This window comes from Achromobacter spanius (assembly GCF_029637605.1).
GTDB classification, from domain to species: domain Bacteria; phylum Pseudomonadota; class Gammaproteobacteria; order Burkholderiales; family Burkholderiaceae_B; genus Achromobacter; species Achromobacter spanius_E.
The window spans coordinates 5,676,718-5,700,904 of sequence record NZ_CP121261.1 but is presented as its reverse complement, the minus strand read 5'-3'; the positions used below and the strand labels follow the sequence as shown (position 1 = coordinate 5,700,904).

Below are 24,187 nucleotides of genomic sequence, written 5' to 3'. Positions count from 1 at the left end.
CCAATCCGGCGGTTCAGTAAGGTGTGTTGCCGCTTCTGGCCACTCTAGGCGGCGCGGCTCTCCACAGATCGGTTGGCGGCGGGCGCGTGCCTCAGGCCGGGGCACTTGCGCCATGAAAGCTCGTCCGCGTCCATGTCCAGGTCAAACAAGTCATTGGCGGCCGGCCACGGATGGCTGCGCACGGCCGCGCCTTCCATCTCAAGCACATGTCCGGCAAACCCACGGGGCGAACCGCCGCATTCCGCGAAGTATCGTTGTGCGTTCAGGTCCACCACATAGGTGGTCATATCATGGGTCAGTATGGCCACGAATTGGCCGTCATCACTGGCATAGGCGTACTGAAACTGCCCTTTGATTCCGTCGCCGCTCAAGGCGCTACCGGTCAATTGGGACAGAGCACGCGTGACGATTTCGGTCAGCATGGGTCGTTCCTCCGAAAAATGCGCCGACAGGATGCCGGCAGCGAAGGCGCGAACGACAAGCACCGGCGCCGCGCGTGCGGCGGCGTCTGGCGTTGGACGGGAAGCCGGGTAGACGGCTGTCGCGCATCCCGTCGGCAACAGCTACTACGTTCGGAAAAGCTTACACCCGCAAGCGGAATCACCTCAAATTTGCCTTGTACACGAAGGATATTGCAGCGCAACACCCTCTGATGGCGCTGCTTTGCGCGCCTTATGCCGCCGCAACCGGCATGCCGCCTGGCTCTACGTCACCGTTATTGCGGCCTTGCCAATGCTCGCGGCGCAGTCGATAAAGCACATGCTCACGCAGCGGGTGGGCCTGGGGCAACGCCGGATGATCGAACGTGCCGGCATCGGCCTGCATGCCCAGGCGCGCCATCACCGCGCGCGATCGCTGGTTGCCCACCGCCGTGAACGCCACGATTTCATCCAGCCTGATCTGTTCAAACCCGACACGCAACGCTGCTTCGGCGGCTTCGCTGGCATAGCCACGCCCCAAAACGGCTGCGCCAGCCGCCAGCCCACCTCGATGCCCGGCGCAAACGGCAGCATCGCAGGCATGGGCTTGATACCCACGAAGCCGATGAAAGGCGCCACGCCCGGCGCTTCAACGGCCCAGAACCCCCAGCCGTGCTCATCAATACCCGCCGCCAGCCGTTCGGCCAACGCATCGCTTTCCTGCGCCGACAGCGGCAACAGGAACTCGGTCACGCGCGGATCCGCGTTCATTTCCGCGAACGGCTGGCGATCATCCGCGCGCCATTGCCGCAGCACCAGTCGCGATGTTTCTACTTCCAGCGATAACGACATGTCGCACTTCCTTGTATTGCGTCTCAGGCTCGCAGCGCCTGAACCATTGCCAACGTATACACTCCAACGGATTCTGCCATGCGAAAGGAATTGTTTGCCATGCGCCTGTCCCTGTCGAAGCTGCCGCGCCCATTGGGTGCGCTGCTGTTCTCCTCCTTCCTGGCCTTTCAGGCCGGCGCCGCCGAACTTCCGGCCGGCGTCTCGGAGGCCGCCTCGGTTGAAGGCATCACTGAATACCGCTTGGCCAATGGCCTCAGGGTGCTGTTGGTACCGGACGAATCCAAGCCGTCCACCACGGTCAACATGACTTACCTGGTCGGCTCGCGCAACGAGAACTACGGCCAGACCGGCATGGCCCACTTGCTGGAACACATGCTGTTCAAGGGCACTTCCACCACGCGCAACGCCATGGGCGAGTTTTCGCGCCGCGGCCTGCAGGCCAACGGGTCCACTTCCAGCGACCGCACCAACTACTTCGCCAGTTTCGCCGCCAACCCCGACACCCTAAAGTGGTACCTGGGCTGGCAAGCGGACGCCATGGTCAATTCCCTGATCGCCAAGGAAGACCTGGACTCGGAAATGACCGTGGTCCGCAATGAAATGGAAAGCGGCGAGAACAGCCCGTCGCGCATCCTGATGCAAAAAATGCAAGCGGCCGCCTTCCAGTGGCACAGCTACGGCAAGAACACCATCGGCGCCCGCTCCGACGTTGAAAACGTGGACATCGGCCAGCTTCGCGCCTTCTATCACGAGTACTACCAGCCCGATAACGCCGTGCTGATCGTGGCCGGCAAGTTCGACCCCCAGGCCACCCTGGCCGACATCCAGCAAACCCTCGGCAAGCTGCCCAAGCCCGACCGCAAGTTGCCGCCCGAGTACACCGTGGAACCGGTGCAGGACGGCGAACGTTCGGTCACCTTGCGCCGTACCGGCGGCACCCCGCTGGTGGCCGCCATGTACCACATCCCCGCCGCCGGCAGCCCCGATTTCGTGCCGCTGGACCTGGCCACCGTCATCCTGTCGGATACGCCGTCGGGCCGCCTTTATCACGCGCTGGTCGCCACGAAGATGGCCTCGGGCGTGTTCGGCTTCACCATGGAAAACCGCGATCCCGGCCTGGCGATGTTCGGCGCGCAATTGCCGCCGGGCAAAGACCTGGACGCCGCCATGAAGACGCTGACCGGCACGCTGGAATCGCTGGGCAAGACGCCTTTCACGCAACAGGAACTGGACCGTGCGCGCAGCAAGTGGCTGACCGCCTGGGAACAAACCTACAGCGACCCCGAGCAGGTTGGCGTGGCCTTGTCCGAAGCCATCGCCGCGGGTGACTGGCGCTTGTTCTTCCTGCAGCGCGACCGCGCCCGCAAGGCCACCCTGGCCGAAGTCCAGCAAGCCGCAACCACCTATCTGCTGCAAAGCAACCGCATTGAAGGCCGCTACATTCCCACGGAAAAGCCGCAGCGTGCGCCGCAAACGCAGCGCGTGGACCTGACTGCCGTCTTCAAGGACTACAAGGGTGACCCCGACTTCAAGGCGGCATCCGCGTTTGACCCCACGCCCGCAAACATCGACAAGCTGACGCAAAGAAAGACACTGGAACTTGCCAACGGGCCAGTTCAGTTGGCGCTGTTGCCCAAGGCCACGCGCGGTAGCCGCGTGCAGGCGCAGATGCTGATTCAGTTCGGCAATGAAAAAGACCTGCTTGGCCAGCGCGTGAACTCGAGCGCCGCGGCGGATCTGCTGATCCGTGGCACGGCCAAGCTGTCGCGCCAGGAAATCCAGGATCGCCTGGACAAGCTGCAAGCCGAACTGGGCTTCAGCGGCGGCGGCACGACGCTGAAAATCGCCATGTCGACCAAGGGCGAGAACCTGCCCGAGCTGACCGCGCTGGCACTGGACATCGTGCGCAACGCCAACTTCCCCAAGGAACAGCTGGATGAATACCAGCGCCAGCTTGAAACCTCCATCCAGAACGCCATGACCGAACCCACGGCCTTGGCCGGACGCACCCTGGCCCGCCAGGACAATCCGTGGCCCGCTGACGACCTGCGCTATGTGCCGACGTTTGAAGAGTCCTTGGCCAGCGTGCGTGGTCTGAACCGCGACGCCCTCGCCAAGTTCCACGCCAAGTTCTACGGCGCCGGCACGATCGAGTATTCCGCCGTCGGCGACTTCGAGCCCCAGGCTGTTGAAAAGGCCATCACCGCAGGCTTGGCCGGCTGGAAGAAGGCGCCCGCCTACACCCGCGTGCCCAACCCCTATCGCGACATTCCCGCCCAGCAGTTCGACATCAACACGCCCGACAAGGCCAACGCCTTCTACGTGTCGCGCATGCCATTGAAGCTGCAAGACACGGACGCGGACTACGCGGCCCTGTATCTGGCCAACTACCTGTTCGGTGCGTCGGAAACGTCACGCTTGTGGAACCGCGTGCGCGAAACCGAGGGCCTGTCCTACAACGTGCGCAGCTCGCTGTCGGTCTCGTCGTTCGAACCCAGCGCCAGTTGGACCATGTACGCCATTTACGCCCCCCAGAATCGCGAACGCCTGGAAAAGGCCATCAACGAGGAACTGGCGCGTGTGCTGAAGGACGGCTTTTCCGACAAGGAAGTGCAGGACGGCATCAACGCGCTGCTGAACTACCGCAATCTGGCTCGCGCGCAAGACGACATCCTGGCCAGCACCTGGCTTGACTACCTGCAGCGTGGCCGCACGTTTGAGTGGTCAGCCGAGATGGACAAGAAGATCTCCGCCTTGACGCCCGACGCGGTCAATGCCGCGCTGCGCAAGTACTTGCGTGCCGACGGATTCAGCACCGCCGTCGCGGGCGACTTCACAAAGAAAGCCACGCCCTGAGCACTGCCCGCCCCACAAACCCCTGCCCGGCGCAGGGGTTTTTTTTGCATCAGCGGAAGTGAAGCTCGCCGGGTTCGGGCGGTTTAACTGGCACAACCCTACGGAAAACGGGGAAATTTTCCAAAATAGAACGGATTACTCGACTATTTGGAAAGATGTTTTCAGGTATTAAGGGTTTATCCCAGGTTCGAGAACGCGCAGAATTCAGTCATCGGGAACAAACAACGAACCACAACGGCAGGCCGCTGGATTCGCTCCCATCCAAGATGACACGGAGGTCTCAATCATGAAAACCCTAACCACCACCCTGTTGCTATCCCTGGCTTTGGTTGGCGTTGGCGCCCAAGCCGCCGGCACTGAACAAACCAAGACCCGCGACCAGGTCGTGACCGAATTGCAGCAAGCCAAGGCCAGCGGCCAATACACGTTCGGCGAACTGGACTACCCGCCCGCCCTGCCCCAAGCCGCCAGCCTGAGCGCTGACGAAGTGCGCACCCAGTTGCAGCAAGCCAAAATCAGCGGCGAATACACCTTCGGTGAACTGGAATACCCGCCCGCCATTGCCGCGCCGGCCAGCGTGAAGACCCGCGCCGACGTCCAGCAAGAACTGGCCCAAGCCAAGGCCAGCGGCCAATATACGTTCGGCGAGCTCGACTACCCGCCGATCACCCGGTGAGCTGCTTGCTGTAGCCCGGCCGGTCTCAGGCGGCATCATGGCCTGGGACCGGTTTTTTCGGCATTTCGCCGACCGGCTTCACCACGGCATGTAGGATGGGTGAAGCGCGCACCGCTCCCTGCAAGAACCCCACCCCCCCATCGCGCGCAACCCATCAAGCAGCCCCCAACCCCACAAAAATCCCCCGCAAGAACCCAAAAATCCCCCGCAAGAACCCAAAAAAAAGCCGCGACCAAATTCGCGGCTTTTTCCCATCCCTCAGCCCTATCAGCTGAAGAACTCCTTCACCCGATCCGTCCAGGACTTGCTTTGCGGCGAGTGGCGGTCGCCCCCGTCGTTCAGCGACGTCTCGAACTGGCGCAGGATGCTCTTTTGATCCTCGCTCAGGCGCACCGGCGTTTCCACCACCACGTGGCAGTACAGATCGCCCGGATAGCTGCCCCGCACGCCGCGAATACCCTTGCCGCGCAACCGGAAGGTTTTACCCGACTGCGTGCCCTCGGGAATCGAGATCTCGGCCTTGCCGCCCAACGTCGGCACTTGCAATTCGCCGCCCAATGCCGCCGTGGTGAACGGAATAGTCAGTTCGCAATGCAGGTCGTCGCCGTCGCGCTGGAAGATCTTGTGCTGCTTGATGTGGATTTCCACATACAAGTCGCCCGGAGGGCCGCCGTTGATGCCCGGTTCGCCATTGCCGCTGGAGCGGATGCGCATGCCGTCGTCAATCCCGGCCGGAATCTTCACCTGCAGTGTCTTGTTGCGGCGAATGCGTCCCACGCCGTCACACGCCGGGCACGGATCGGTGATTTCCTTGCCGTTGCCGTGGCAGGTGGGGCAGGTTTGCTGCACGCTGAAAAAACCCTGCTGCATGCGCACCGCGCCCGATCCCCCGCAAGTGCGGCAGGTCTTCGGCGACGTGCCGGCCTTGGCGCCAGAGCCATGGCAGGTGTCGCAGTGTTCCCAGCTTGGTACGCGGATTTCGGTGTCGAACCCGGCCGCGGCCTGTTCCAACGTGATTTCCAGCGCGTACTTCAGGTCGGCGCCACGGTACACCTGCGGGCCGCCGCCGCGACGGCCACCGCCGCCAGCGCCGCCAAAGATCTCGCCGAAAATATCGCCGAAGGCGTCGGCAAAGCCGCCGCCCATCCCCGCCCCGCCCATGCCGGCGGCATTGGGGTCCACGCCCGCATGGCCGTAGCGGTCATACGCGGCACGCTTCTGATCATCGCCCAGGACCTCGTAGGCTTCCTTGGCTTCCTTGAACTTCTCTTCGGCTTCTTTGCTGTCCGGATTGCGGTCCGGATGATATTTCATGGCCAGCTTTCGATAGGCCTTCTTGAGTTCGTCGTCCGAGGCGTTCTTTGCCACGCCCAGAACTTCGTAATAGTCGCGTTTTGCCATGATCCGTGGGCTCAAAAAAGAGCCATCTTTTCAGTGCTACAGAATGAGTACGCCCGGTAGGCGGATTTCTCCGGCTACCGGGCGGCAGAGGCTGGTCAGCGCCCGGCCATTATTGGTCGCGCTTGACTTCCTTGAAGTCGGCGTCAACGACGTTGTCGTCCACCGGCTTCGCGTTATCGGCCGCTTGCTGCTGGCCGGCGGCTTGTTGCGCCTGCATATCGGCGTACATCTTTTCGCCCAGCTTCTGCGATGCGGTCGACAGGGCTTCCACCTTGGCGTCGATCGCGGCCTTGTCGCCTTCCTTCAGCGTGTCTTCCAGGTCCTTGATGGCTGCCTCGATGCTTTCCTTTTCGGAAGCTTCAAGCTTTTCGCCGTACTCGGTCAACGACTTGCGGGTAGCGTGCACCAGCGCGTCGGCCTGATTGCGCGACTGAGCCAGCTCGGCAACGCGGTGATCTTCCTCGGCATTGGCCTCGGCATCCTTGACCATGCGCTGGATCTCGTCTTCCGACAGACCCGAGTTGGCCTTGATGGTGATCTTGTTTTCCTTGCCGGTGCCCTTGTCTTTCGCGGACACGTGCAGGATGCCGTTGGCGTCGATGTCGAACGTGACTTCGATCTGCGGCATGCCGCGCGGCGACGGCGGGATCCCTTCAAGGTTGAACTCGCCCAGCGCCTTGTTGCCCGCGGCGATTTCGCGTTCGCCCTGGAACACCTTGATCGTCACGGCCGGCTGGTTGTCGTCAGCGGTCGAGAAGGTTTGCGAGAACCGGGTCGGGATCGTCGTGTTCTTCTGGATCATCTTCGTCATGACGCCGCCCAGGGTTTCGATACCCAGCGACAGCGGCGTCACGTCCAGCAGCAGCACGTCCTTGCGGTCGCCCGACAGCACGGAACCTTGAATGGCGGCGCCAGCAGCGACGGCTTCGTCAGGGTTCACGTCCTTGCGCGGTTCCTTGCCGAAGAATTCCTTCACCTTTTCCTGAACCTTGGGCATGCGGGTCATGCCGCCGACCAGGATCACGTCGTCGATGTCAGAAACCTTAACGCCGGCGTCCTTGATGGCGACGCGGCAGGGTTCGATCGTGCGTTCGATCAGTTCTTCGACCAGCGCTTCCAGCTTGGCGCGAGAAATCTTCAGGTTCAGGTGCTTCGGGCCCGAGGCGTCCGCCGTGATGTACGGCAGGTTGATTTCGGTTTGCTGCGCCGAAGACAGTTCGATCTTGGCCTTTTCAGCCGCTTCCTTCAGGCGTTGCAGGGCCAGCACGTCCTTGGACAGATCCACGCCTTGTTCTTTCTTGAACTCGGAAATGATGTAGTCAATGATGCGCTGGTCGAAGTCTTCGCCGCCCAGGAAGGTGTCGCCGTTGGTCGACAGCACTTCAAACTGCTTTTCGCCGTCGACGTCTGCGATTTCGATGATGGACACGTCGAACGTGCCGCCACCCAAGTCATAGACGGCGATCTTGCGGTCGCCCTTTTCGGTCTTGTCCAGGCCGAACGCCAACGCAGCCGCGGTGGGTTCGTTGATGATGCGCTTGACTTCCAGGCCGGCGATACGGCCAGCGTCCTTGGTGGCCTGGCGCTGGCTGTCGTTGAAGTAGGCGGGCACGGTGATGACGGCCTCGGTCACTTCTTCGCCCAGATAGTCCTCGGCGGTCTTCTTCATCTTGCGCAGCACGTCGGCCGACACTTGGGGAGGCGCCATCTTCTTGCCGCGCACTTCCACCCAGGCGTCGCCGTTGTCGGCGCGGGTAATGGTGTAGGGCATCAGGTCGATGTCCTTTTGCACGGCCTTTTCTTCGAACTTGCGGCCGATCAGGCGCTTCACCGCGTACAGCGTGTTGCGCGGGTTGGTCACGGCCTGACGCTTGGCAGGCGCGCCGACCAGCGTCTCGCCGTCGTCCATGTAGGCGACGATCGAGGGGGTGGTGCGAGTGCCTTCCGCGTTTTCAATGATTTTGACCTGCCCGCCGTCCATGACAGCTACGCAGCTGTTGGTCGTGCCCAGGTCAATGCCAATAATCTTGCTCATGGTGGGTTACCTTGAATTGAATCTATGAAAATAGAGGAAAACTTCTTGTCCCCACATAACTGGGGTTGCTCGCAGGGTTTTCAAGACGTCTGGCTTGAATTTTCCGCAATCGGATCCTGCAAGCGCTGGATCGCCGCCGTGAATTGGGGCAATCCGGGCCAACCGGTGATGCGCCCCAACCGTTTTCCGGCCCGATACAGCACAAAAGTGGGGACGCCATGCAGCGAAAAGCGGCGTCCCAGGGGTTCGTCGGCGTAAACATCTGCCTCGAACCAGGTCAAGCCCAGGTTCAGCAAGCTTTCCTGGTGCAGCAGCGCCGCCTGCTTGAAAAGATTGCAGTTATAGCAATCCTGCCCCCACAAAAACACGCAACGCAGATCCTTTCCCGGCGCCTGGACCACGGCGGCGTCGAATCCCGCGGTGTCGACATGACGCATGCCGAACACCTGGAAGACTTGAGCCGGGTCAAAGCGGGGGTCGGTCATGGCGCGCGGGGTGCGGTTCAGCCTTGACCGGCCGACACAACCACCAGCGCCGGGCGCAACGTGCGGTCGGCAATGACGTAGCCCTTTTGCAGCAACTGCACCACGGTATTGGCGGGCTGCTCATGGGGAATGGACGAAATTGCCTGATGCAGGTGCGGGTCGAACTTGTCGCCCTGGGCCGGCGCGATGTCTTTCAGCATGTTGCGCTCGAACGCGGCGGACAACTGCTTCAGGGTCACTTCGACGCCTTCGCGCAAGGTCTGAACGGTCTGGTCGGGCTGGGCCAACGCGGCTTCCAGGCTGTCTTTCACCGGAACCAGGCTCTCGGCAAACGATTCGATGCCGAATTTGCGCGCCTTGGACACTTCTTCCTGGGCGCGGCGGCGCACGTTTTCAGCTTCGGCTTGCACACGCAGAAGCTGGTCGTGCTGCTCATTGACGGTAGCCTGGGCGGCGTCCAACTGGGCGCGCAACTCGTTCAGCTCGGCCTCTACGGCGTCCTGGGCGGCGGGTGCCGCGTCGGCATTTTGGCCGACTTCGGGCGTCTGATCTGCAGGCTCGTGGGGTGCCGTCATGGGGAATCCTCCAAAAAGAATGGCTTTCGCAGACATGAATGGGGGCCAATACCCCTATTTCAAGCCCGGGAAAGCGAAATATTCCCTGACGGCGCCCGCCCTGGACCGGGCGGGCTTGGCCGCTTACTTTTTGTGGGGCTGCGCCGGGGCAACCGGGTCGCTGGCAGGAAAGCTTTCCTTAAGTGCGCGGTCCACCTGCGTATCATCTTCGTCCGGTTCCGGACGGATCGCGATAGGGTCACTGGCCGGGAAGGTTTCCGCCAGCGCTTCGTCCAGGTCGTGCTCGACCTGATCCTCGTCCACCGGGGTCGCAACCGTCCCCTTTTTTACATCCTTGCCGCTCTTGGGATCATGGTGCATGCGCCTTCTCCTTCAAGTCCGTGTTGGCCTGGATCTTCAACGGCCAACCCTGCAAGTTCCGTTCCACCAGGGAGGCCAAACCGGCGATCCACGCAGGGTCGTCGTTCAGCGCGGGGATATAACGGAACTGCTTGCCGCCTGCCTCGATAAAGGCGTCGCGGCATTCCAGGCTGATCTCTTCCAGGGTTTCCAGACAGTCTGCCACAAATCCCGGGCACACCACATCCACCTCGGTCACCCCCGATGCGGCCAAGGCCTTCAGCGTGGGCTCGGTATAGGGTTCGAGCCACCGGGCAGTGCCGAAGCGGCTTTGGAAGGTCACTTCAATCTGCTCACGCGGCAGGGACAGGCGCTGCGACAGCAGGCGCGCCGATTCCATGCAATCTCGGTAATAAGGATCGCCCAACTCAATGGAATAACGCGGCAAACCGTGGAAGCTCATGACCAGCTTCTGCGGCTTGCCGTGTTCGCGCCAGAAGGATTCGATGCGGGCAGCCAACGGGTCCAGCCAGAGCGGCTCTTGGTGGAACCGTTTGGTGAAGCGCAATTCGGGCTGGTCGCGCAGGCGCGCGGCATGCCGGGTGACGGCGTCCACCACGGTGGCCGTGGTGCTGGCGGCGTACTGCGGGTACAGCGGCACGGTCAGGATGCGCTCGCAACCGGCCGCGCGCAGACGGGAGATCGCGTCCGGAATGGACGGGTTGCCGTAACGCATGCCCAATTCGACCACGGCGTCGATGCCCGCCACTTCGAGCGCGGCGCGCACGCCGTCCGCCTGCCGCCGGCTGTAAACCATAAGCGGCGAGCCGTCCTTCAGCCAGACACCGGCATAGCGCGGCGCGAGCTTCTTGGGACGCAGGGTCAGTACCAACCCATGCAGAATGGGCTTCCAGAGATAGCGGGGAATTTCAATGACGCGGGGGTCGGACAGGAATTCGCCCAGGTATTTACGGATGCCTGGTATGTCCGGGGTATCCGGCGTGCCAAGGTTGACCAGCAGCACCCCGACCTTGCTCGGCGCGCGTGCGGGCGGGTCTTCGTTGAAAGGGTCGTCCTGCTCGGTTTCCGGCAGGTAGCGTTCAGGCCACAGATACTTGAACAGGCGAAGAAACACAAAAACTCCCCTTCCTCCGCGAGGAGGATGCAGCTTTGAATGGAACTACTGATTGTGGCTGAGCGCGTTGGACAGCAAGCGAGCCGTAATGTCCACAATCGGAATCACGCGCTCGTACGCCATGCGGGTTGGGCCGATGACTCCCAGCGTGCCCACCACCTTGCCGTCCACGCCATAAGGCGCCGTGATGACCGACACCTCTTCCATCGGCACCAATTGCGAATCGCCGCCGATATAGATCTGCACGCCTTGCGCGCGGCTGGACACGTCCAGCAGTTGAAGCAGATCGGTCTTTTTTTCGAACAACGAGAACATCTTGCGCAGGCGGTCCATGTCGGACGCAATGTCGGTCACGTCCAGCAGCTTGCGCTCGCCGGAAATGACCATGGCGTCGCCGTCTTCGGCGGCTTCGGCGCTGGCCTCGACTGCCGCCTGCATCAGGCGCGAGATGTCTTCGCGCAGTTGCGCCAGTTCCGTGGAAAGCGTCTGGCGCACCGCGTTGAAGGACTTGCCCGCGAAGTGCATGTTGAAGAAATTGCCGGCTTCCAGCAATTCGGCTTCGGCGTAGTCGCGCTGTACGAAGAGAATGCGGTTCTGGACGTCGCCGTCGGGCGTGACGATGATCAGCAGCACGCGCTTGTCGGACAGACGAATGAATTCGATCTGGCGAAACACCTGGGCGCGCTTGGGCGTCAACACCACGCCGGCGAACTGCGTCAGGTTCGACAGCAAGGCGGCGGCGGCATTGACGGCGCGGGTGGGTTCCGCGGCGGAGAGCATCTCACCCAAATTGTGAGGCTGTAATTGATATTGCTGAACAGCCAGCAGGGAATCGACGAACATGCGATAGCCCCGCGGCGTGGGAACGCGGCCGGCGGAGGTGTGCGGGCTATGGATCAGCCCCAGCTCTTCCAGATCCGCCATGACATTGCGGATGGTGGCTGGGGACAAATCGAAAACTTTCGATAGCGTCCGCGAGCCGACAGGCTGCCCATCGGCGATGTAGCGTTCTATCAACGCTTTCAGTAGTGCGCGTGCGCGGTCATCCATAGCAGGTATTTTAGGGAATCTTTTCCAATTAAGGCGATTTTTGTCCCGCAAGCCGATATGCGGCCCCATATAATCGGCTAATCCGCCCATTCCGGGTAGATTTTGACCTCCGGGTCCCGCCTTTTTGATACGCCCGCATCCATGCACTTTCCTACCGTCGCCCTGATCGGCAGATACCAGGACACCGGCCTGGACACCCCGCTGAGAGCCCTTGCGCACGCGCTGACGCAAGCGGGCAGGCAGGTGCTCATCGATGCGGACACCGCCCGCAACACGGGCCTGACCGAATACCCGGTGGCTACCCTTGAAGAGATTGGCCAGAATGCATCGCTGGCCGTCGTGATGGGCGGCGACGGCACCGTGCTGGGCGCGGGCCGGCATCTGGCGCCCTACGGCGTACCGCTGGTGGGCATCAACCATGGGCGGTTGGGCTTCATTACCGATATTCCCTTGCAGGACGCGCACGGCGCCCTGGCCCGCGTGCTGGAAGGCAGCTTCCAGATTGAAGAACGCATGCTGCTCGAAGGCAGCGTATGGCGCGGCGACCAAAAAATGTATTCGGCATCGGCACTCAACGACGTCGTGCTGAACCGCGCCGGACGCGGCGGCATGATTGAAGTGCGTGTCGAACTGGACGGCGCTTTCATGTACACGCAGCGCGCCGACGGCCTGATCATCGCCACGCCCACCGGCTCCACGGCGTACGCATTGTCTGCCAACGGCCCCATCCTGCACCCCGGCTTGAACGCCATGGTGCTGGTGCCGGTGGCGCCGCAAACGCTGTCGAACCGCCCCATCGTCATTCCCGACACCGGGGTGCTGAACATGACGCTTACCGCCATGGGCCGCGTGGAAGTCGGCGCCAGCGTGCATTTCGACATGCAGACCTGGTCGGACCTGCAACCCGGCGACCGTATCGTCGTGCAGCGCGCGCCGCATACCATCCGCTTCGTGCATCCCGAGGGCTACAGCTTCTTTTCCACCCTGCGCCGCAAGCTGCACTGGAACCTGATGCCCCAAGCCACCGACAACGTAGAGTAGTAAGCGCCCCCGACATGCTGCGCACCCTGCATATCCGCGACTTCGTCATTGTTGAGCAAACCGAAATCCATTTCGGTTCGGGCTTTACCGTGTTCTCCGGCGAGACCGGCGCCGGCAAATCCATCCTGGTGGACGCGCTGGCGTTGACGCTTGGTGAACGCGGCGACGCCAGCATGCTGCGCGAAGGCGCGCCGCGCGCCGACATCACCGCGGTGTTCGATACCCCCAAGTCACTGCACGCCTGGCTGGCCGAACGCGAGATAGACGCTGACGACGAGCTCTCGCTGCGCCGTGTCATCGATGCGCAAGGCCGCAGCCGTGCCTATATCAACGGCACGCCGGCCACCGTGGGGCAATTGCGCGAGCTGGGCGACAGCCTGGTCGACATCCACGGCCAACACGCCCATCAAAGCCTGATGCGCCCCGACGCCCAACGCGATCTGCTTGACGCCCACGGCGGCCATGGCGATCTGCGCCAGGCCGTGGGCCAGGCCTGGAAGCAATGGCGCGCGCTGGCGCGCCAATTGGAAGCCGCCGAAAAAGACGCCGCCAGCCTGGCGAACGAGCGCGACCGCCTGCAATGGCAGGTTGATGAGCTTGACCAATTGGCGCTGGGGCCGGACGAATGGGACGCGCTGCAATCCGAGCACACGCGCCTGTCGCATTCCCAGTCACTGCTGGATGGCGCCTCTCAAATCCTGGAAGGGCTGGACGGCGAAGGCGATTCCGCGCACCACCGCGTCACCGCCGCCAATCACCGCATTCAGCAAATGCTGCGGCACGACCCCGGCCTGCAAGGGGTGTACGACGAGCTGGAGTCCGCCCGCATCGCCATCAGCGAAGCCGTGTCCGACTTGAACAACTACGTCAGCCGCGTCGACCTCGACCCGAAGCGGTTGGCCGACGTGGAAGCGCGCCTGGGCCTGGTGTTTGAAACCGCACGGAAATTCCGTGTCGAGCCCGACGCGCTGTGCGAACTGCGCGATTCCCTGCATGCCGAACTGGCTGCGCTGCAAGCAGCGGGCGACATCGACGCGCTGCGCGCCCAGTCGACTGCCGCCCAGGCGCAGTACGACGCAGCCGCGGCCAAGCTCACGACCGCCCGCCGCAAGGTGGCCAAAGACCTCGGCAAGCAGGTGACGCGGGCGATGCAGACGCTGGCCATGCAAGGGGGCAAGTTCGAGCCGACGCTGACGCCTGGCACGCCGTCCGCGCACGGCAACGAGCAGGTGGAATTCCTGGTGGCCGGCCACGCGGGCACCACGCCGCGTCCCTTGTCCAAAGTGGCTTCGGGCGGCGAGTTGTCGCGCATTTCCCTGGCGCTGTCCGTCATTGCCAGCCGCGCGGCGCGCGTGCCCACGTTGATCTTCGACGAAGTCGACAGCGGTGTGGGCGGCGCGGTGGCCGAAGCCGTGGGCAAACTCTTGCGCGAACTGGGCGAACGCCATCAAGTGCTGTGCGTGACCCACCTGCCCCAGGTGGCGGCTTGCGGCAATAACCAGTTCCTGGTCAGCAAGGCCGAATCGCGCGGCACCACGCGCTCCAGCATCGAAGAGCTGGACGCCGCGGCGCGTGTCGAGGAAATCGCCCGCATGCTGGGGGGCATCAAGCTCACCGCGACCACTCGCGAACACGCCCGCGAAATGTTGGAAGGCTTCGGCCAGCCGACGGCCTGAGACCACGCGGGCCGTGGTTCACCCGTACAAAACGCACGTCGCACGCACATAAAAAAAGCCCCTTCCGTTAAAAGGGGCTTTTGATCTCACTGGCCCGCAGCGAGCGCGGCCACAGACCGTGGGGCGGACGCTAGCGGTTTAGCGCCCTTTCAAGCACGTGCTGCACACGCCGTACAACACCATCGCGTGGCTTTCCAGCGCGAAACCGTTGTCCTTGGCGATCTTTTGCTGGCGCTTTTCGATGTCCGGATCCGAGAACTCGACCACCGTGCCGCAATTCGTGCAGATCAGGTGATCGTGGTGGTCGCCGTCGTTCAGTTCGAAGACAGCCTTGCCGCTGTCGAACTGGCTGCGAGCCAGGATGCCTGCCTGTTCAAACTGCGTCAGCACGCGGTAGACCGTCGCCAGGCCGATTTCGACGTTTTCGCCGATCAGGGCGCGGTAAACATCTTCGGCGCTGAGGTGGCGCAGGTCGGATTTCCGGAAAATATCAAGAATTTTCAGGCGCGGAAATGTCGCCTTCAAACCCATGTTCTTCAGTTCGCTTTGGTCGCTCATGGTGTAATCGCTCTCCGTCCGCGTAGGCATGGGCAGGTTCAAGGGTGCACCGCGAGCCGGCTCACCTGATTTCATGCCGCCTCGCGGAACTATCCTTATGAAACCTTTATGATAACGGTTTTGTTTGCTTCCAAATAATAGGGGCGCGTAGTGTCCATGATTGCACGAATTCCCTCCCGCTCGCTGAAGACCGGATTGGCCGTTGCCGCCCTGGCCATCGCCCTTGCCGGTTGCTCGGGGGACAAGTGGGGCTTCCCCTACAAAGCCGGTGTCCAGCAAGGCAACTGGATTACCCAGGAACAGGTCGCGCTGTTGCAGCCCGGCATGACGCGAGAGCAAGTCCGCTTTGCGCTGGGCAGCCCCACGCTTACCAGCGTGTTGCACGCCAACCGCTGGGACTACCCCTACTATTACAAGCCCGGCTACGGCGAAGCGCGTGAACGCAAGTTCACGGTCTGGTTCGAAAACGACCGCCTGACCCGCTGGGAAGGCGACAAGCAGCCCGACCTGCAGCCCTATCAACTGAACACGCCCAGCAGCACCGCCGACGAAAAGGCGGACGAACGCCTGGATCAGGACGAAGCCCGTATCAACCAAGAGCAAGATCTGGAAAAGCGCGATGCCGACGCCCCCGTCAGCCCGCTGAACCAGTACCCCGGCCAGCCCGGCAACGCGCCCGAGCCGCTCCGGTAATTTCCAAGGATTTTCTTCATGCGTATTGCAATTGCCGGCGCAAGCGGCCGTATGGGCCAGATGCTGATCGACGCCATTCTCAAGTCCAACGGCCTGCAATTGGCGGTTGCGCTGGACCGCAAGGGGTCGACCGCGCTGGGCCAGGACGCGGGCGCCCCGCTGGGCCAGCAGACCGGCGTGCTCATCACCGATGATCTCGACGCGCTGGCCAATGCCGATTGCCTGATCGATTTCACGCGGCCCGAAGGCACGCTCGAGCATCTGCAAGCCTGCGTGAAGCACGGCACGCGTGCCGTCATCGGCACCACCGGGTTCGACGACAACGGCCGCGCCGCCATCGAAGTGGCCGCGCAAAAAATCGCCATCGTGTTCGCGCCCAACATGAGCGTGGGCGTCAACGCCACGCTCAAGCTGCTGGACATGGCGGCCCGCATCCTGAATTCCGGCTACGACGTCGAAGTCTTCGAAGCACACCACCGCAACAAGGTCGACGCGCCCTCGGGCACCGCGCTGAAAATGGGCGAGACCATCGCATCCGCCTGGGACGTGGCGCTACCCGACGTGGCGACTTGGAGCCGCCATGGTGACACCGGCGTGCGCAAGCCCGGCACCATCGGCTTCTCGGTCCTGCGGGGTGGCGACATCGTCGGCGACCATACTGTGTCGTTCTGCGGCATCGGCGAGCGCATTGAAATCACGCATCGCTCGGGCAGCCGCGCCACCTACGCGGAAGGCGCGCTGCGCGCTGCCCGCTTCCTGGAAGACAAGCACAACGGCCTGTACGACATGCAATCCGTACTGGGCCTCTAAGCCCACGCCCTTCCAACAAAAAAGGATCCCGCGGGATCCTTTTTTCATGCGCGCGCCGAATTGCCCTACACCACCACCGGCTCAGGCTCCAGCCTGACGCCGTAGCGCGCCTGCACCGACGCTTGAATCGCCTGCGCCAGCGCCATGATGTCGGCAGCCGTGGCGCCGCCTCGGTTCACCAGCACCAGCGCTTGCCGGTCATGCACGCCGGCCGCGCCCAGCGCCTGCCCTTTCCAACCGCATTGGTCGATCAGCCAGCCCGCCGCCAGCTTGTAGCGGCCGTCTGGTTGCGCATAGGACACCAAGCCCGGGAACTGCTGGGCCAGGCTGTCGCGCACATCGGCCTCAACAATGGGGTTCTTGAAAAAGCTGCCGGCGTTGCCGGTCACGGCAGGATCCGGCAACTTCGCGCGGCGAATTTCGCAGACCGCATCGAAAACGCCTCGCGCGGTGGGCGCGCCCTGGGCAAGCCGTTCGTGGCGTTGCAGGTCGGGATAGCCCAGCACGGGGCGCCAGGGCCGCGGCAAGGCGAAGCGCACGCTGACGATGATCCAGCGGCCCGGCGCGTCGTGCTTGAAAGCGCTGTCGCGATAGGAAAAACGGCAGTCGGACGGCCCCATCTCAACGAAGCGCCCCGCCGGGACATCCCAGGCGGTCAGGCTATGGAACCGTTCTTCAAACTCAACGCCGTACGCACCAATGTTCTGTACCGGCGCCGCGCCGACCGTGCCCGGAATCAGCGCCAGGTTTTCCAGCCCATCCCAACCTTGCGCCACACATTGCTCAACAAAGCCGTGCCAGTTTTCCCCGCCCGCCGCTTCAACCAGCCAGGCGTCCGACCGGTCCTGCAACAGGCGCACGCCCTTGAACGCCACCTTGGCCACCAGCCCGGGAACGCGCTCGGGCAACACCAGATTGCTGCCGCCGCCCAGCACCAGCAGACTATCCGCGTGCCGCGCCAGATCGGTCAAGGCCGGCAGTTGGGACACGTCGTCCAGCGACACGAATGCTTCGGCTCGCGACGCCAATCCCAGCGTATTCAGCGGGTTCAGGTCTTGGGCAACGGGAGTCAGCGCGTTTGGCGCCGTTTCGATAGCAGAGTGTGTTGACATTGGTGCTACGGGTTATGCTATAGTTTCGGTCTTCGCTCATATTACTTGATTGAGTGTTTGGGTTTAGCCCACTGGCCATTGGTTCGGCCAAGTACCAAACTCAAATGACAAGCTCAAAAAAATCATGTAAGATGCGCGCCTTCTGATCGATAACCAAGTTGATCAGAGTGAATAAGAAACAGGTTCTGAGCAGTACCAGTTTGTACATAACGGAACCCATGCGGGAGTAGCTCAGTTGGTAGAGCGCAACCTTGCCAAGGTTGAGGTCGCGAGTTCGAGACTCGTCTCCCGCTCCAAATTCAGATTTGCAGCGTTCAAGAACCAAGCGTTCATAAGCACTGAAAATCACCAAGAAGGGCCCGACACACGTTGTCCGGCCCTTTTTGCATTTCCGCCGCGAACTCGTGTTCGCGCGCAAGCCCCCTCCCCTTCCCCAAAAAAAACAGCCCCCGCCAGAAAACCGGCAGGGGCTGCGGTGCTTCACGCGGCAATCGCGTCAGGCTTGGCCGTTGGAAGACTTAACGTTGAATCCACGCATCGCGCCAATGCGAACCCGTACCGGGTGCATAGTGCGAAGGCGACTGGCTGCACCAGCCGCTGTAGGGGAATATCTTGCATTCAAACGTCTTGCCCACGTTCACGACCTTGTCGCCCGCTTTGTAGATCGTGCCCGCCTTGTACTGCGGATATCCACCCACGGCAGGCTTCGCCAACACCGTCACGGTATGGCTGGCCTGGACTTCGCCGCGCGAGTTGCTGACCGTCAACGTAAAGCGGTAAGGCGTGTCCTTGGCGCTGGACGGCGCGAGGAAGCTGATGTCCGCCTGGTCCAGCGCACCGGCGGAAATGCCCGCGGGCACGGTCCAGCGGTAGCGCAGGTCCGTACCGGTGGACCCCTTGCCCGACAAGACGACGCGCTCGCCGCTCTTGACCGTGGCAGGGCCGCTCAGCTTGGCTTGCGGCGCAATCACTTCAGGCACCACTTCCTTCGCCTTGGCTTTGACCACATGGCTGGCGGTGGCGGTACGGCCGCGATCGTCGGTCACGGCAAGCTTGAACGTCAGGTTACGGTCCTGGCCCAGCGGCGGGCCATAGAACGTGACGGTTGCGCCGTTGCCCTGCAAAGCGATGTCATCCATGCTCGTCCACACATACTTCAGGCCCTGGCCCGTGGAACCGGTGGCCGACAACGTGGCGGCTTGCAACGCCTTGACTTCGGTCGGGCCGCTGATACGCGCAACCGGAAGCGGCACGGGTGCCGGCTCCAGGTTGCAGGCTTCGGGCATTTTCCACGGCTTGCCGTACTGGGCCGAGTTCTTGTCCGGCGCGGCATCCACGTTCCAGTAGTTCTGGTGATAAACCTTGCCGTTGTACGACACCGCCTCATTCGGCACGTTGTACACCTTGCGGGCATCCCATGCGGGCACGTTGGCGCACACGCCAGCGGCCTTCGCCTTGACTAGCACGCCATGATGCGTCGATGCACTGCGTCCTTTCGAGTCGGTCACTTTCAGCGTGATGCGGTAAGCGATGTCCTTCGCGCTTTCCGGCGCGATGAAGCTGCCCTTGACGCCCTGCTCGACAAACTTCAGCGCAGGCTGGCTGCTCCACGCGTAGGTCAGGTCCTTGCCCGTCGATTCAGTCGCCGACAGCACCACCTTGTCGCCTGCATTGGCTTGCGCCGACCCCGCGACATGCGCTTGCGGCGCTTGGCCGCCAATGCTGTCGCCGCCCAGCAGTTCCGCCGCGCGCACCAGATCGGGTTGCACACCGATGGGGCGGGCCGGATCAACCTTAGGCAGGGGGTTGCCGCTGTCCACCAGAATCTGCCGCATGACCTTGGGCGGGATGTTGCCCAGGCCACGTTCGCGCGCCAGGCTCTGCAACCACGCGACGCTGCCCGCGATGATCGGGTTGGCCGACGACGTACCGCTGAACGCGGTTGTGTACAGGTTGTTCTGTCCGTCCTTCCAATCCGTGGTCGTTACCCGACCGCCCCAACTGAAGGTATCCACTCGGCTGCCGTACTCCGAAAAGTAGGCAATCTTGCCCGAGGACGGGTCGGCCGCGCCCACATAAATGGCGCCCGAATCGTGCTTGGTACGGTCATAGCGCCCACGGTGATAGGGATCATCCAGGTTCGCGCTTCCGTTGGCTGCCGCCAGGACAACGTGTACGCCCTTTTCCTGGGTCAAATAAGAAATGGCGTCGTACACCACATCCACGTGCTCCACCGGCAGGAAGCAAGCCGTGGTCGGCCCGCAGCCATTGCTGAATTTGTATTGCACGCCGATCTGCACCACGTCGCCAGCCTGCAGCACATTGCGCAGGTCGATCATGCCGCTGGGGCTGTACTTGGTATAGCCTGCCTGCGCTAAAGGCACGATGCCCGTCACGCCATAGCCATTGTTCTGGCCGAACATGATGCCCGCCGACATGGTGTCGTGCGAGTCGGGCTTCTGCACATAGCTGCCGTGGTGCAGGAAAGGCTTGGGCAGGTCGATGTGATCGAAGTCCCAGTGGCCGATCTCGTTGGAAATCAAGCGCACGTTTTCGCCAAAGTGGCCGGTCAGGCGCTGCGCCTCGAAGGCGTTGACGCCACCCAGCGGCCAATAGCCAGGCGTGGGCGGCTGCATATAGTTCTGGCAGGTCGGCGCAAGATTGCCTTCGCACTTGGTGTAGTCAGGCGCGGCGCGCGTAACCGCCATGACGGGCTCGGCCTCCAGGCCCTCGCCCATCGACATCGGCGCGGGCTCGATCTGCGCGCTTTCCACCAGCGGATTTTCCAGCAACTGCTTGACGAGCAGTTCCGCGTCGCGGCCGCGCATCATCTCGGCCGAAATCTTGTAATACCGCGTCAGGTTATGCCGTTCCAACGCGGCAATATCCTCCTGATTGCGCAGCATTGGCGACAGAGGCACCAACGGCTCCATGCCCGGGGTCAGGCGAGCCAGCGCGTCCATCGCGTTGGCCACCTCCGGCGTCGGCGCGGTGCGCTGGGCCGGATTGGGGGCTTCGGCTTTCAGACGCACATATATCGGCCGGGGATCGTCGGCTGACGCCGCATGCCCAGGGGCCGTAAACGCCGTGCCAAGCACCAGCGCAAGCATCGATAATTGTATTTTGTTTTTCATGGCTATTCAGCGATCCGCCTTGACGGCGGATCCAACAACACAAAAAGAAAGCCCACCTCCCATCACAGAGAGGGGGCTGGCGTCCAACACGGACCAAGGCGCATTGCCCTTGGCCCGCATCAACAACGGCGGCTTACTTCACCAGGGTCCAGGCCTGGGTCCAATAGCCGCCCTTACCGGGCTCGTAGTGGAACGGCGACTGGCCGCACCAGTTGGTGTAGGGCCACGGTTTGCACTCGTAGACCTTGCCCAGGTTCGTCACGCGCTCATGCGCCTTGTAGGCCGTGCCAGCCTTGTAGGCGGGCGGCGTATCGCCAGTGCCACCGGTACCGCCCGTGCCACCATTGCCGCCTTCATCAACAACCGGCTTGCCCTTGACTGTCACCACGTGCGACACATCGGACGCGCCCTTGTCGTTGCGGGTCGTCAGCATGAACGAGTACTGCTGATCCTTCGTCAGCGTCGGCGCCACGAAGCTCAGCGTGGGCTGATCCTTCACCGCGGCGCTGATGCCGGCCGGCACCGTCCAAGAGAACTTCAGATCGGTACCGGTCGACGCCGAACCCGACAACGTCACCTTCTGGCCCGCTTGCACATTGACCGGGCCGGTGATGCTCGACACCGGCGGGATGATCACGGGATCCGGCTTGATATCTGCCGCTTCCTTGGTGACCACGAAGTGGTACTTGTTGCCGTCCATCGAATAGACGTGCGACTTGTCCACGCCCACGATCGGCGTCACGGTCTTGCCATCGGCGCCCAGTTGGCCGACACGCACGCGCTTGGACGAGCCGTTGACGGCATTGCCCAACACTTGCGTCCAGCGCTCGCCTTGCACGGCGTTCTCGTCCAGCGGCACGCGCAGTTGTTCCAGGTATTCGCCGTTGCGCTTGGGGTCGGCCAGACGCCAGACCAGCGTTTCACCCACCTTGGTTTCGCCAATGGAGTACAGCGCGCCGATATCCGACGGCTTGATGACGTTGCTGACACCTTCGATGTTCACGTCGCCGCACGCGCGATAGGACTCGCCCGACGTGACGCCATCACCAACGTGGTTGGTGTTCCAGACGCTCATGATCAGGTGGCGGCCCGTCTTGCCCGCGGGCAACGTGCAGCTGTATTCCTGATCACGGCCTTCGCCCGCGACGGCCGGCGTGAAGTCGCGCTGTTCGCAGAACTTTTCGAAGTCGGAAAATTGCAGCGGCTTGGTCGAGTCATACGGCATCTTCGTGATGAAGAATTGCAGCGACTTCGTGCGGTGGGCCACGGTGTGGTTCCACTTCAGCGTGACGTTACCGTTGGCATCCGGCTTGAGCGTGGTAATGGGCCATTGGGCCAGCGCGTTCAGGCCACGATGCGATGCCTTGGTGCCGCCGTCGCACAGGCGATCGCCCGGCGTGGTGGCAACGGTCTTTTCGCCCCCCGGCTTTTGCCAGACTTCACGCCAGTCGTACACGCTGCCGCCCTGCGCCTTGAATGCGGTGCAACCTTCGCTCTGACTGCCTGCGTGGCAATGCAGGATGCGCGCCTTCGGATGCGACATGGTGCCGTGAGCCAGAACCGAACCGGATACGGCCGCCAGTACCAGGCCGCCCAGCAGAGTTAATTTGAATTTCGCCATTTTTTTATAAACACTTCAGAGTGAGGTTGAATAAATCACCTTCCATGCAGCACGCAGGACAAGGTGAATTCATTCTCGGCCGGAAGTTCATGAGCAATCAAAGTTGATAAACAATTCCTTAAAGCACTTTCCCCACACTTATTAAGAAAATAATCTCGCGGCAAAAAAAATCCCCCGCGCTTTCGCACGAGGGACCAGGAACTTCATTTTTCCGCGTTATTCACGCGGATTTTTTAGGGGTTCAACAAAAACCGAGAACTGTGAAGGAATTACTTCACCAGGTCCCAAGCTTGCTGCCAAGCCAGGCCCTTGCCGGGAGCGTAGTGCAACGGCGAAGCGCTGCACCATGCGGTCACGGGCCAGATCTTGCACTCGTAGACCTTGCCGCCGTTGGTGACCTTGTCGCCAGCTGCGTACGTGGTGCCTTCCTTGTAGGCCGGGTACTGGCCGGTCTGGCCGCCGTTACCGCCATCGGTACCACCGTTGCCGCCTTCGTTACCGCCGGTGTTGCCACCGTCAGTGCCGCCGCCGGTTTGTGCCTGCTTCTTGACCAGCACGGAGTGCGTCTTGCTCGACGAACCCTTTTCGTTCGTGACCTTGACGGTGAACGAGTAGGACTTGTCTTGCGTCAGGGCCGGAGCGGTGAAGCTCAGGTCAGCCTGGTTCAGCGCCGAAGCGGTGATGCCAGCCGGAGCGGTCCACTGGAACTTCAGGGTGCCGCCACCGTTGTTCGAACCCTTGGCCGACAGCGAAACGCGCTCGCCCGCATTGGCCGTTGCCGGGCCAGTCAGTTGGGCCGTAGGCGCATTGATGACGACGGGCGGCGGATCCACCGGCTCGGAAGCCTTCTGGTCAATCGCGAAGCCCACCTTCTTGTTCAGGCCGTAGACCTGGTTTTCGGTATCGCTTTGCTGCGGCACAACTTGGCCGTTGGGCTGCATCTTGCCGACCTTGATGACGGACGACTTGTTGTTCACTTCCTTGGCCAGGGCGTACATCCACTGGGCGGCCTTTTCTTCACCGGCCTTGACGATGATCGAATGGCTTTCCAGATCGCCGGCACGGCTCAGGTCGAACACGCGCAGGGTCATCTTCGAGCCGGCGTTGACTTGGCCGCCTTGCAGCACGCCGCTGGCTTGCCATTGCACGTTGGCGGGCATCACTTCCACGTTCGAGCACGCGTAGAACGCTTCAGCGTTGTCGCGGTTCGGGTCACGTTGCCACACGCTGTAGATCACGCGCTTGCCGGTAAAGTGGGCGGGGATCTTGACGTCCAGCGGGGTGATCGAGTTGGCGGGCGGACGCTCCAGGGCGCCGGTGTCGCCGATCAGTTCCAGATCGTCCCAACGCAGGCCGCGCTTGGGATCGTAGCTGTCCTTGCTGATGTAGGTCTTGAAGTACGAGCTGATGTGGGCAGCGGTCTGCAGGTACTTGAACTGCGCATTGCCATTGGCGTCCGGCGTGATGACCGTGGTGGGCCAATCGTAGTTGCCGTCCAGTTCCTTCCAGCTTTCCTTGCCGCCGCCGCACAGCAGGCCGTCACGGACGTGATTCTTGTGGTCGCTGCGCACGCCCAGGATGGCGTTGGACTGCCAGCTTCCCACCAGGTTGGTGATCTTGCCGCAACCCGAATGCTTGGGGTTGTTCCACGGCGTGTCGAGCGTGTTGCAACCGTATTCGCGGCTGGGGGGATCAACCATGGAACCGTGAGCCGAAGCG

19 protein-coding genes, 1 tRNA gene and 1 pseudogene are annotated in these 24,187 nt (G+C 62.4%); 7 read left to right on the top strand and 14 right to left on the bottom strand.

What is annotated here, in order from left to right:
• Positions 1-44 precede the first annotated feature (44 nt).
• Together P8T11_RS25535 and P8T11_RS25530 are read right to left on the bottom strand one after the other, a co-directional pair.
• Complete coding sequence (locus P8T11_RS25535) at positions 45-422, bottom strand: hypothetical protein (protein WP_268079444.1); 378 nt, start codon at positions 420-422, stop codon at positions 45-47.
• Between the two features lie 250 nt (positions 423-672).
• Positions 673-1,190 (bottom strand): annotated as a pseudogene (locus P8T11_RS25530) (GNAT family N-acetyltransferase).
• 180 nt (positions 1,191-1,370) lie between these two features.
• Between P8T11_RS25530 and P8T11_RS25525 the strand changes: the two are divergent.
• Together P8T11_RS25525 and P8T11_RS25520 are read left to right on the top strand one after the other, a co-directional pair.
• Positions 1,371-4,127, top strand: a complete 2,757-nt coding sequence (locus tag P8T11_RS25525; RefSeq protein ID WP_268082504.1) for a M16 family metallopeptidase — start codon at positions 1,371-1,373, stop codon at positions 4,125-4,127.
• Between the two features lie 286 nt (positions 4,128-4,413).
• Positions 4,414-4,803, top strand: coding sequence for a DUF4148 domain-containing protein (locus tag P8T11_RS25520; protein ID WP_268079446.1), 390 nt, complete (start codon positions 4,414-4,416; stop codon positions 4,801-4,803).
• Positions 4,804-5,070: 267 nt separating this feature from the next.
• On the opposite strand, the gene dnaJ is transcribed toward P8T11_RS25520, so the two are convergent.
• From dnaJ to hrcA, 7 genes are all read right to left on the bottom strand, one after another.
• On the bottom strand, positions 5,071-6,204 hold the full coding sequence (dnaJ, locus tag P8T11_RS25515) for a molecular chaperone DnaJ (RefSeq protein WP_268079447.1): 1,134 nt from the start codon (positions 6,202-6,204) through the stop codon (positions 5,071-5,073).
• 109 nt (positions 6,205-6,313) lie between these two features.
• Positions 6,314-8,239: a molecular chaperone DnaK gene (dnaK, locus tag P8T11_RS25510; RefSeq protein WP_268079448.1), complete on the bottom strand. Its 1,926-nt coding sequence runs from the start codon at positions 8,237-8,239 to the stop codon at positions 6,314-6,316.
• Between the two features lie 80 nt (positions 8,240-8,319).
• Positions 8,320-8,724, bottom strand: a complete 405-nt coding sequence (locus P8T11_RS25505) for a thioredoxin family protein (protein WP_268079449.1) — start codon at positions 8,722-8,724, stop codon at positions 8,320-8,322.
• A 17-nt stretch (positions 8,725-8,741) separates the two neighbouring features.
• Positions 8,742-9,299, bottom strand: a complete 558-nt coding sequence (gene grpE / locus P8T11_RS25500) for a nucleotide exchange factor GrpE (RefSeq protein ID WP_268079450.1) — start codon at positions 9,297-9,299, stop codon at positions 8,742-8,744.
• A 123-nt stretch (positions 9,300-9,422) separates the two neighbouring features.
• Entirely contained in the window at positions 9,423-9,659 is a 237-nt protein-coding gene (locus P8T11_RS25495) for a hypothetical protein (RefSeq protein WP_268079451.1), read from the bottom strand.
• On the bottom strand, positions 9,649-10,773 hold the full coding sequence (hemH, locus tag P8T11_RS25490; protein ID WP_268079452.1) for a ferrochelatase: 1,125 nt from the start codon (positions 10,771-10,773) through the stop codon (positions 9,649-9,651). Before hemH ends, P8T11_RS25495 begins: the two co-directional genes overlap by 11 nt.
• A 45-nt stretch (positions 10,774-10,818) precedes the next feature.
• Positions 10,819-11,823: a heat-inducible transcriptional repressor HrcA gene (gene hrcA / locus P8T11_RS25485; RefSeq protein WP_268079453.1), complete on the bottom strand. Its 1,005-nt coding sequence runs from the start codon at positions 11,821-11,823 to the stop codon at positions 10,819-10,821.
• A 141-nt stretch (positions 11,824-11,964) separates the two neighbouring features.
• Between hrcA and P8T11_RS25480 the strand changes: the two genes are divergently transcribed.
• Both P8T11_RS25480 and recN read left to right on the top strand, forming a co-directional pair.
• Positions 11,965-12,864 carry an NAD kinase gene (locus P8T11_RS25480; RefSeq protein ID WP_050447241.1) on the top strand — a complete coding sequence of 300 codons (900 nt, stop codon included), beginning with the start codon at positions 11,965-11,967 and terminating at the stop codon, positions 12,862-12,864.
• A 14-nt stretch (positions 12,865-12,878) separates the two neighbouring features.
• Positions 12,879-14,540: a DNA repair protein RecN gene (recN, locus tag P8T11_RS25475; protein WP_268079454.1), complete on the top strand. Its 1,662-nt coding sequence runs from the start codon at positions 12,879-12,881 to the stop codon at positions 14,538-14,540.
• A 138-nt stretch (positions 14,541-14,678) separates the two neighbouring features.
• On the opposite strand, the gene fur is transcribed toward recN, so the two are convergent.
• Positions 14,679-15,098 carry a ferric iron uptake transcriptional regulator gene (gene fur / locus P8T11_RS25470; RefSeq protein ID WP_259252181.1) on the bottom strand — a complete coding sequence of 140 codons (420 nt, stop codon included), beginning with the start codon at positions 15,096-15,098 and terminating at the stop codon, positions 14,679-14,681.
• Between the two features lie 156 nt (positions 15,099-15,254).
• Here fur and P8T11_RS25465 point away from each other — a divergent pair, with 156 nt between their 5' ends.
• On the top strand, positions 15,255-15,791 hold the full coding sequence (locus P8T11_RS25465) for an outer membrane protein assembly factor BamE (protein WP_268079455.1): 537 nt from the start codon (positions 15,255-15,257) through the stop codon (positions 15,789-15,791).
• An 18-nt stretch (positions 15,792-15,809) separates the two neighbouring features.
• The gene (dapB, locus tag P8T11_RS25460; protein ID WP_268079456.1) at positions 15,810-16,601 is read left to right on the top strand and encodes a 4-hydroxy-tetrahydrodipicolinate reductase; all 792 of its coding nucleotides are present in this window, start codon (positions 15,810-15,812) and stop codon (positions 16,599-16,601) included.
• 65 nt (positions 16,602-16,666) lie between these two features.
• On the opposite strand, the gene murB is transcribed toward dapB, so the two are convergent.
• Positions 16,667-17,713 (bottom strand): UDP-N-acetylmuramate dehydrogenase, encoded by a 1,047-nt coding sequence (gene murB / locus P8T11_RS25455; RefSeq protein WP_268079457.1) that lies wholly within the window; start codon positions 17,711-17,713, stop codon positions 16,667-16,669.
• Between the two features lie 220 nt (positions 17,714-17,933).
• Here murB and P8T11_RS25450 point away from each other — a divergent pair.
• Positions 17,934-18,009 (top strand) — tRNA-Gly (locus tag P8T11_RS25450).
• 222 nt (positions 18,010-18,231) lie between these two features.
• Here the strand turns inward: P8T11_RS25450 and P8T11_RS25445 are convergent.
• The 3 genes from P8T11_RS25445 to P8T11_RS25435 all read right to left on the bottom strand — a co-directional run bounded on the left by P8T11_RS25445 (position 18,232) and on the right by P8T11_RS25435 (position 24,168).
• Positions 18,232-20,847 carry a S8 family peptidase gene (locus P8T11_RS25445; RefSeq protein ID WP_268079458.1) on the bottom strand — a complete coding sequence of 872 codons (2,616 nt, stop codon included), beginning with the start codon at positions 20,845-20,847 and terminating at the stop codon, positions 18,232-18,234.
• Between the two features lie 133 nt (positions 20,848-20,980).
• A complete protein-coding gene (locus P8T11_RS25440) occupies positions 20,981-22,468 on the bottom strand; it encodes a lytic polysaccharide monooxygenase (RefSeq protein ID WP_268079459.1) in 1,488 nt (495 codons plus the stop codon).
• Between the two features lie 269 nt (positions 22,469-22,737).
• Positions 22,738-24,168, bottom strand: a complete 1,431-nt coding sequence (locus P8T11_RS25435) for a lytic polysaccharide monooxygenase (protein WP_278072155.1) — start codon at positions 24,166-24,168, stop codon at positions 22,738-22,740.
• Positions 24,169-24,187 lie beyond the last annotated feature (19 nt).

Coding starts and splice junctions, on each gene's coding strand:
- P8T11_RS25505 (WP_268079449.1), bottom strand. CDS start 8,724: ATGACCGACCCCCGCTTTGACCCGGCTCAAGTCTTCCAGGTGTTCGGC.
- P8T11_RS25465 (WP_268079455.1), top strand. CDS start 15,255: ATGATTGCACGAATTCCCTCCCGCTCGCTGAAGACCGGATTGGCCGTT.
- grpE (WP_268079450.1), bottom strand. CDS start 9,299: ATGACGGCACCCCACGAGCCTGCAGATCAGACGCCCGAAGTCGGCCAA.
- fur (WP_259252181.1), bottom strand. CDS start 15,098: ATGAGCGACCAAAGCGAACTGAAGAACATGGGTTTGAAGGCGACATTT.
- P8T11_RS25535 (WP_268079444.1), bottom strand. CDS start 422: ATGCTGACCGAAATCGTCACGCGTGCTCTGTCCCAATTGACCGGTAGC.
- dnaK (WP_268079448.1), bottom strand. CDS start 8,239: ATGAGCAAGATTATTGGCATTGACCTGGGCACGACCAACAGCTGCGTA.
- P8T11_RS25520 (WP_268079446.1), top strand. CDS start 4,414: ATGAAAACCCTAACCACCACCCTGTTGCTATCCCTGGCTTTGGTTGGC.
- dnaJ (WP_268079447.1), bottom strand. CDS start 6,204: ATGGCAAAACGCGACTATTACGAAGTTCTGGGCGTGGCAAAGAACGCC.
- P8T11_RS25445 (WP_268079458.1), bottom strand. CDS start 20,847: ATGAAAAACAAAATACAATTATCGATGCTTGCGCTGGTGCTTGGCACG.
- P8T11_RS25440 (WP_268079459.1), bottom strand. CDS start 22,468: ATGGCGAAATTCAAATTAACTCTGCTGGGCGGCCTGGTACTGGCGGCC.
- murB (WP_268079457.1), bottom strand. CDS start 17,713: ATGTCAACACACTCTGCTATCGAAACGGCGCCAAACGCGCTGACTCCC.
- P8T11_RS25480 (WP_050447241.1), top strand. CDS start 11,965: ATGCACTTTCCTACCGTCGCCCTGATCGGCAGATACCAGGACACCGGC.
- P8T11_RS25495 (WP_268079451.1), bottom strand. CDS start 9,659: ATGCACCATGATCCCAAGAGCGGCAAGGATGTAAAAAAGGGGACGGTT.
- recN (WP_268079454.1), top strand. CDS start 12,879: ATGCTGCGCACCCTGCATATCCGCGACTTCGTCATTGTTGAGCAAACC.
- dapB (WP_268079456.1), top strand. CDS start 15,810: ATGCGTATTGCAATTGCCGGCGCAAGCGGCCGTATGGGCCAGATGCTG.
- hrcA (WP_268079453.1), bottom strand. CDS start 11,823: ATGGATGACCGCGCACGCGCACTACTGAAAGCGTTGATAGAACGCTAC.
- P8T11_RS25435 (WP_278072155.1), bottom strand. CDS start 24,168: ATGGTTGATCCCCCCAGCCGCGAATACGGTTGCAACACGCTCGACACG.
- P8T11_RS25525 (WP_268082504.1), top strand. CDS start 1,371: ATGCGCCTGTCCCTGTCGAAGCTGCCGCGCCCATTGGGTGCGCTGCTG.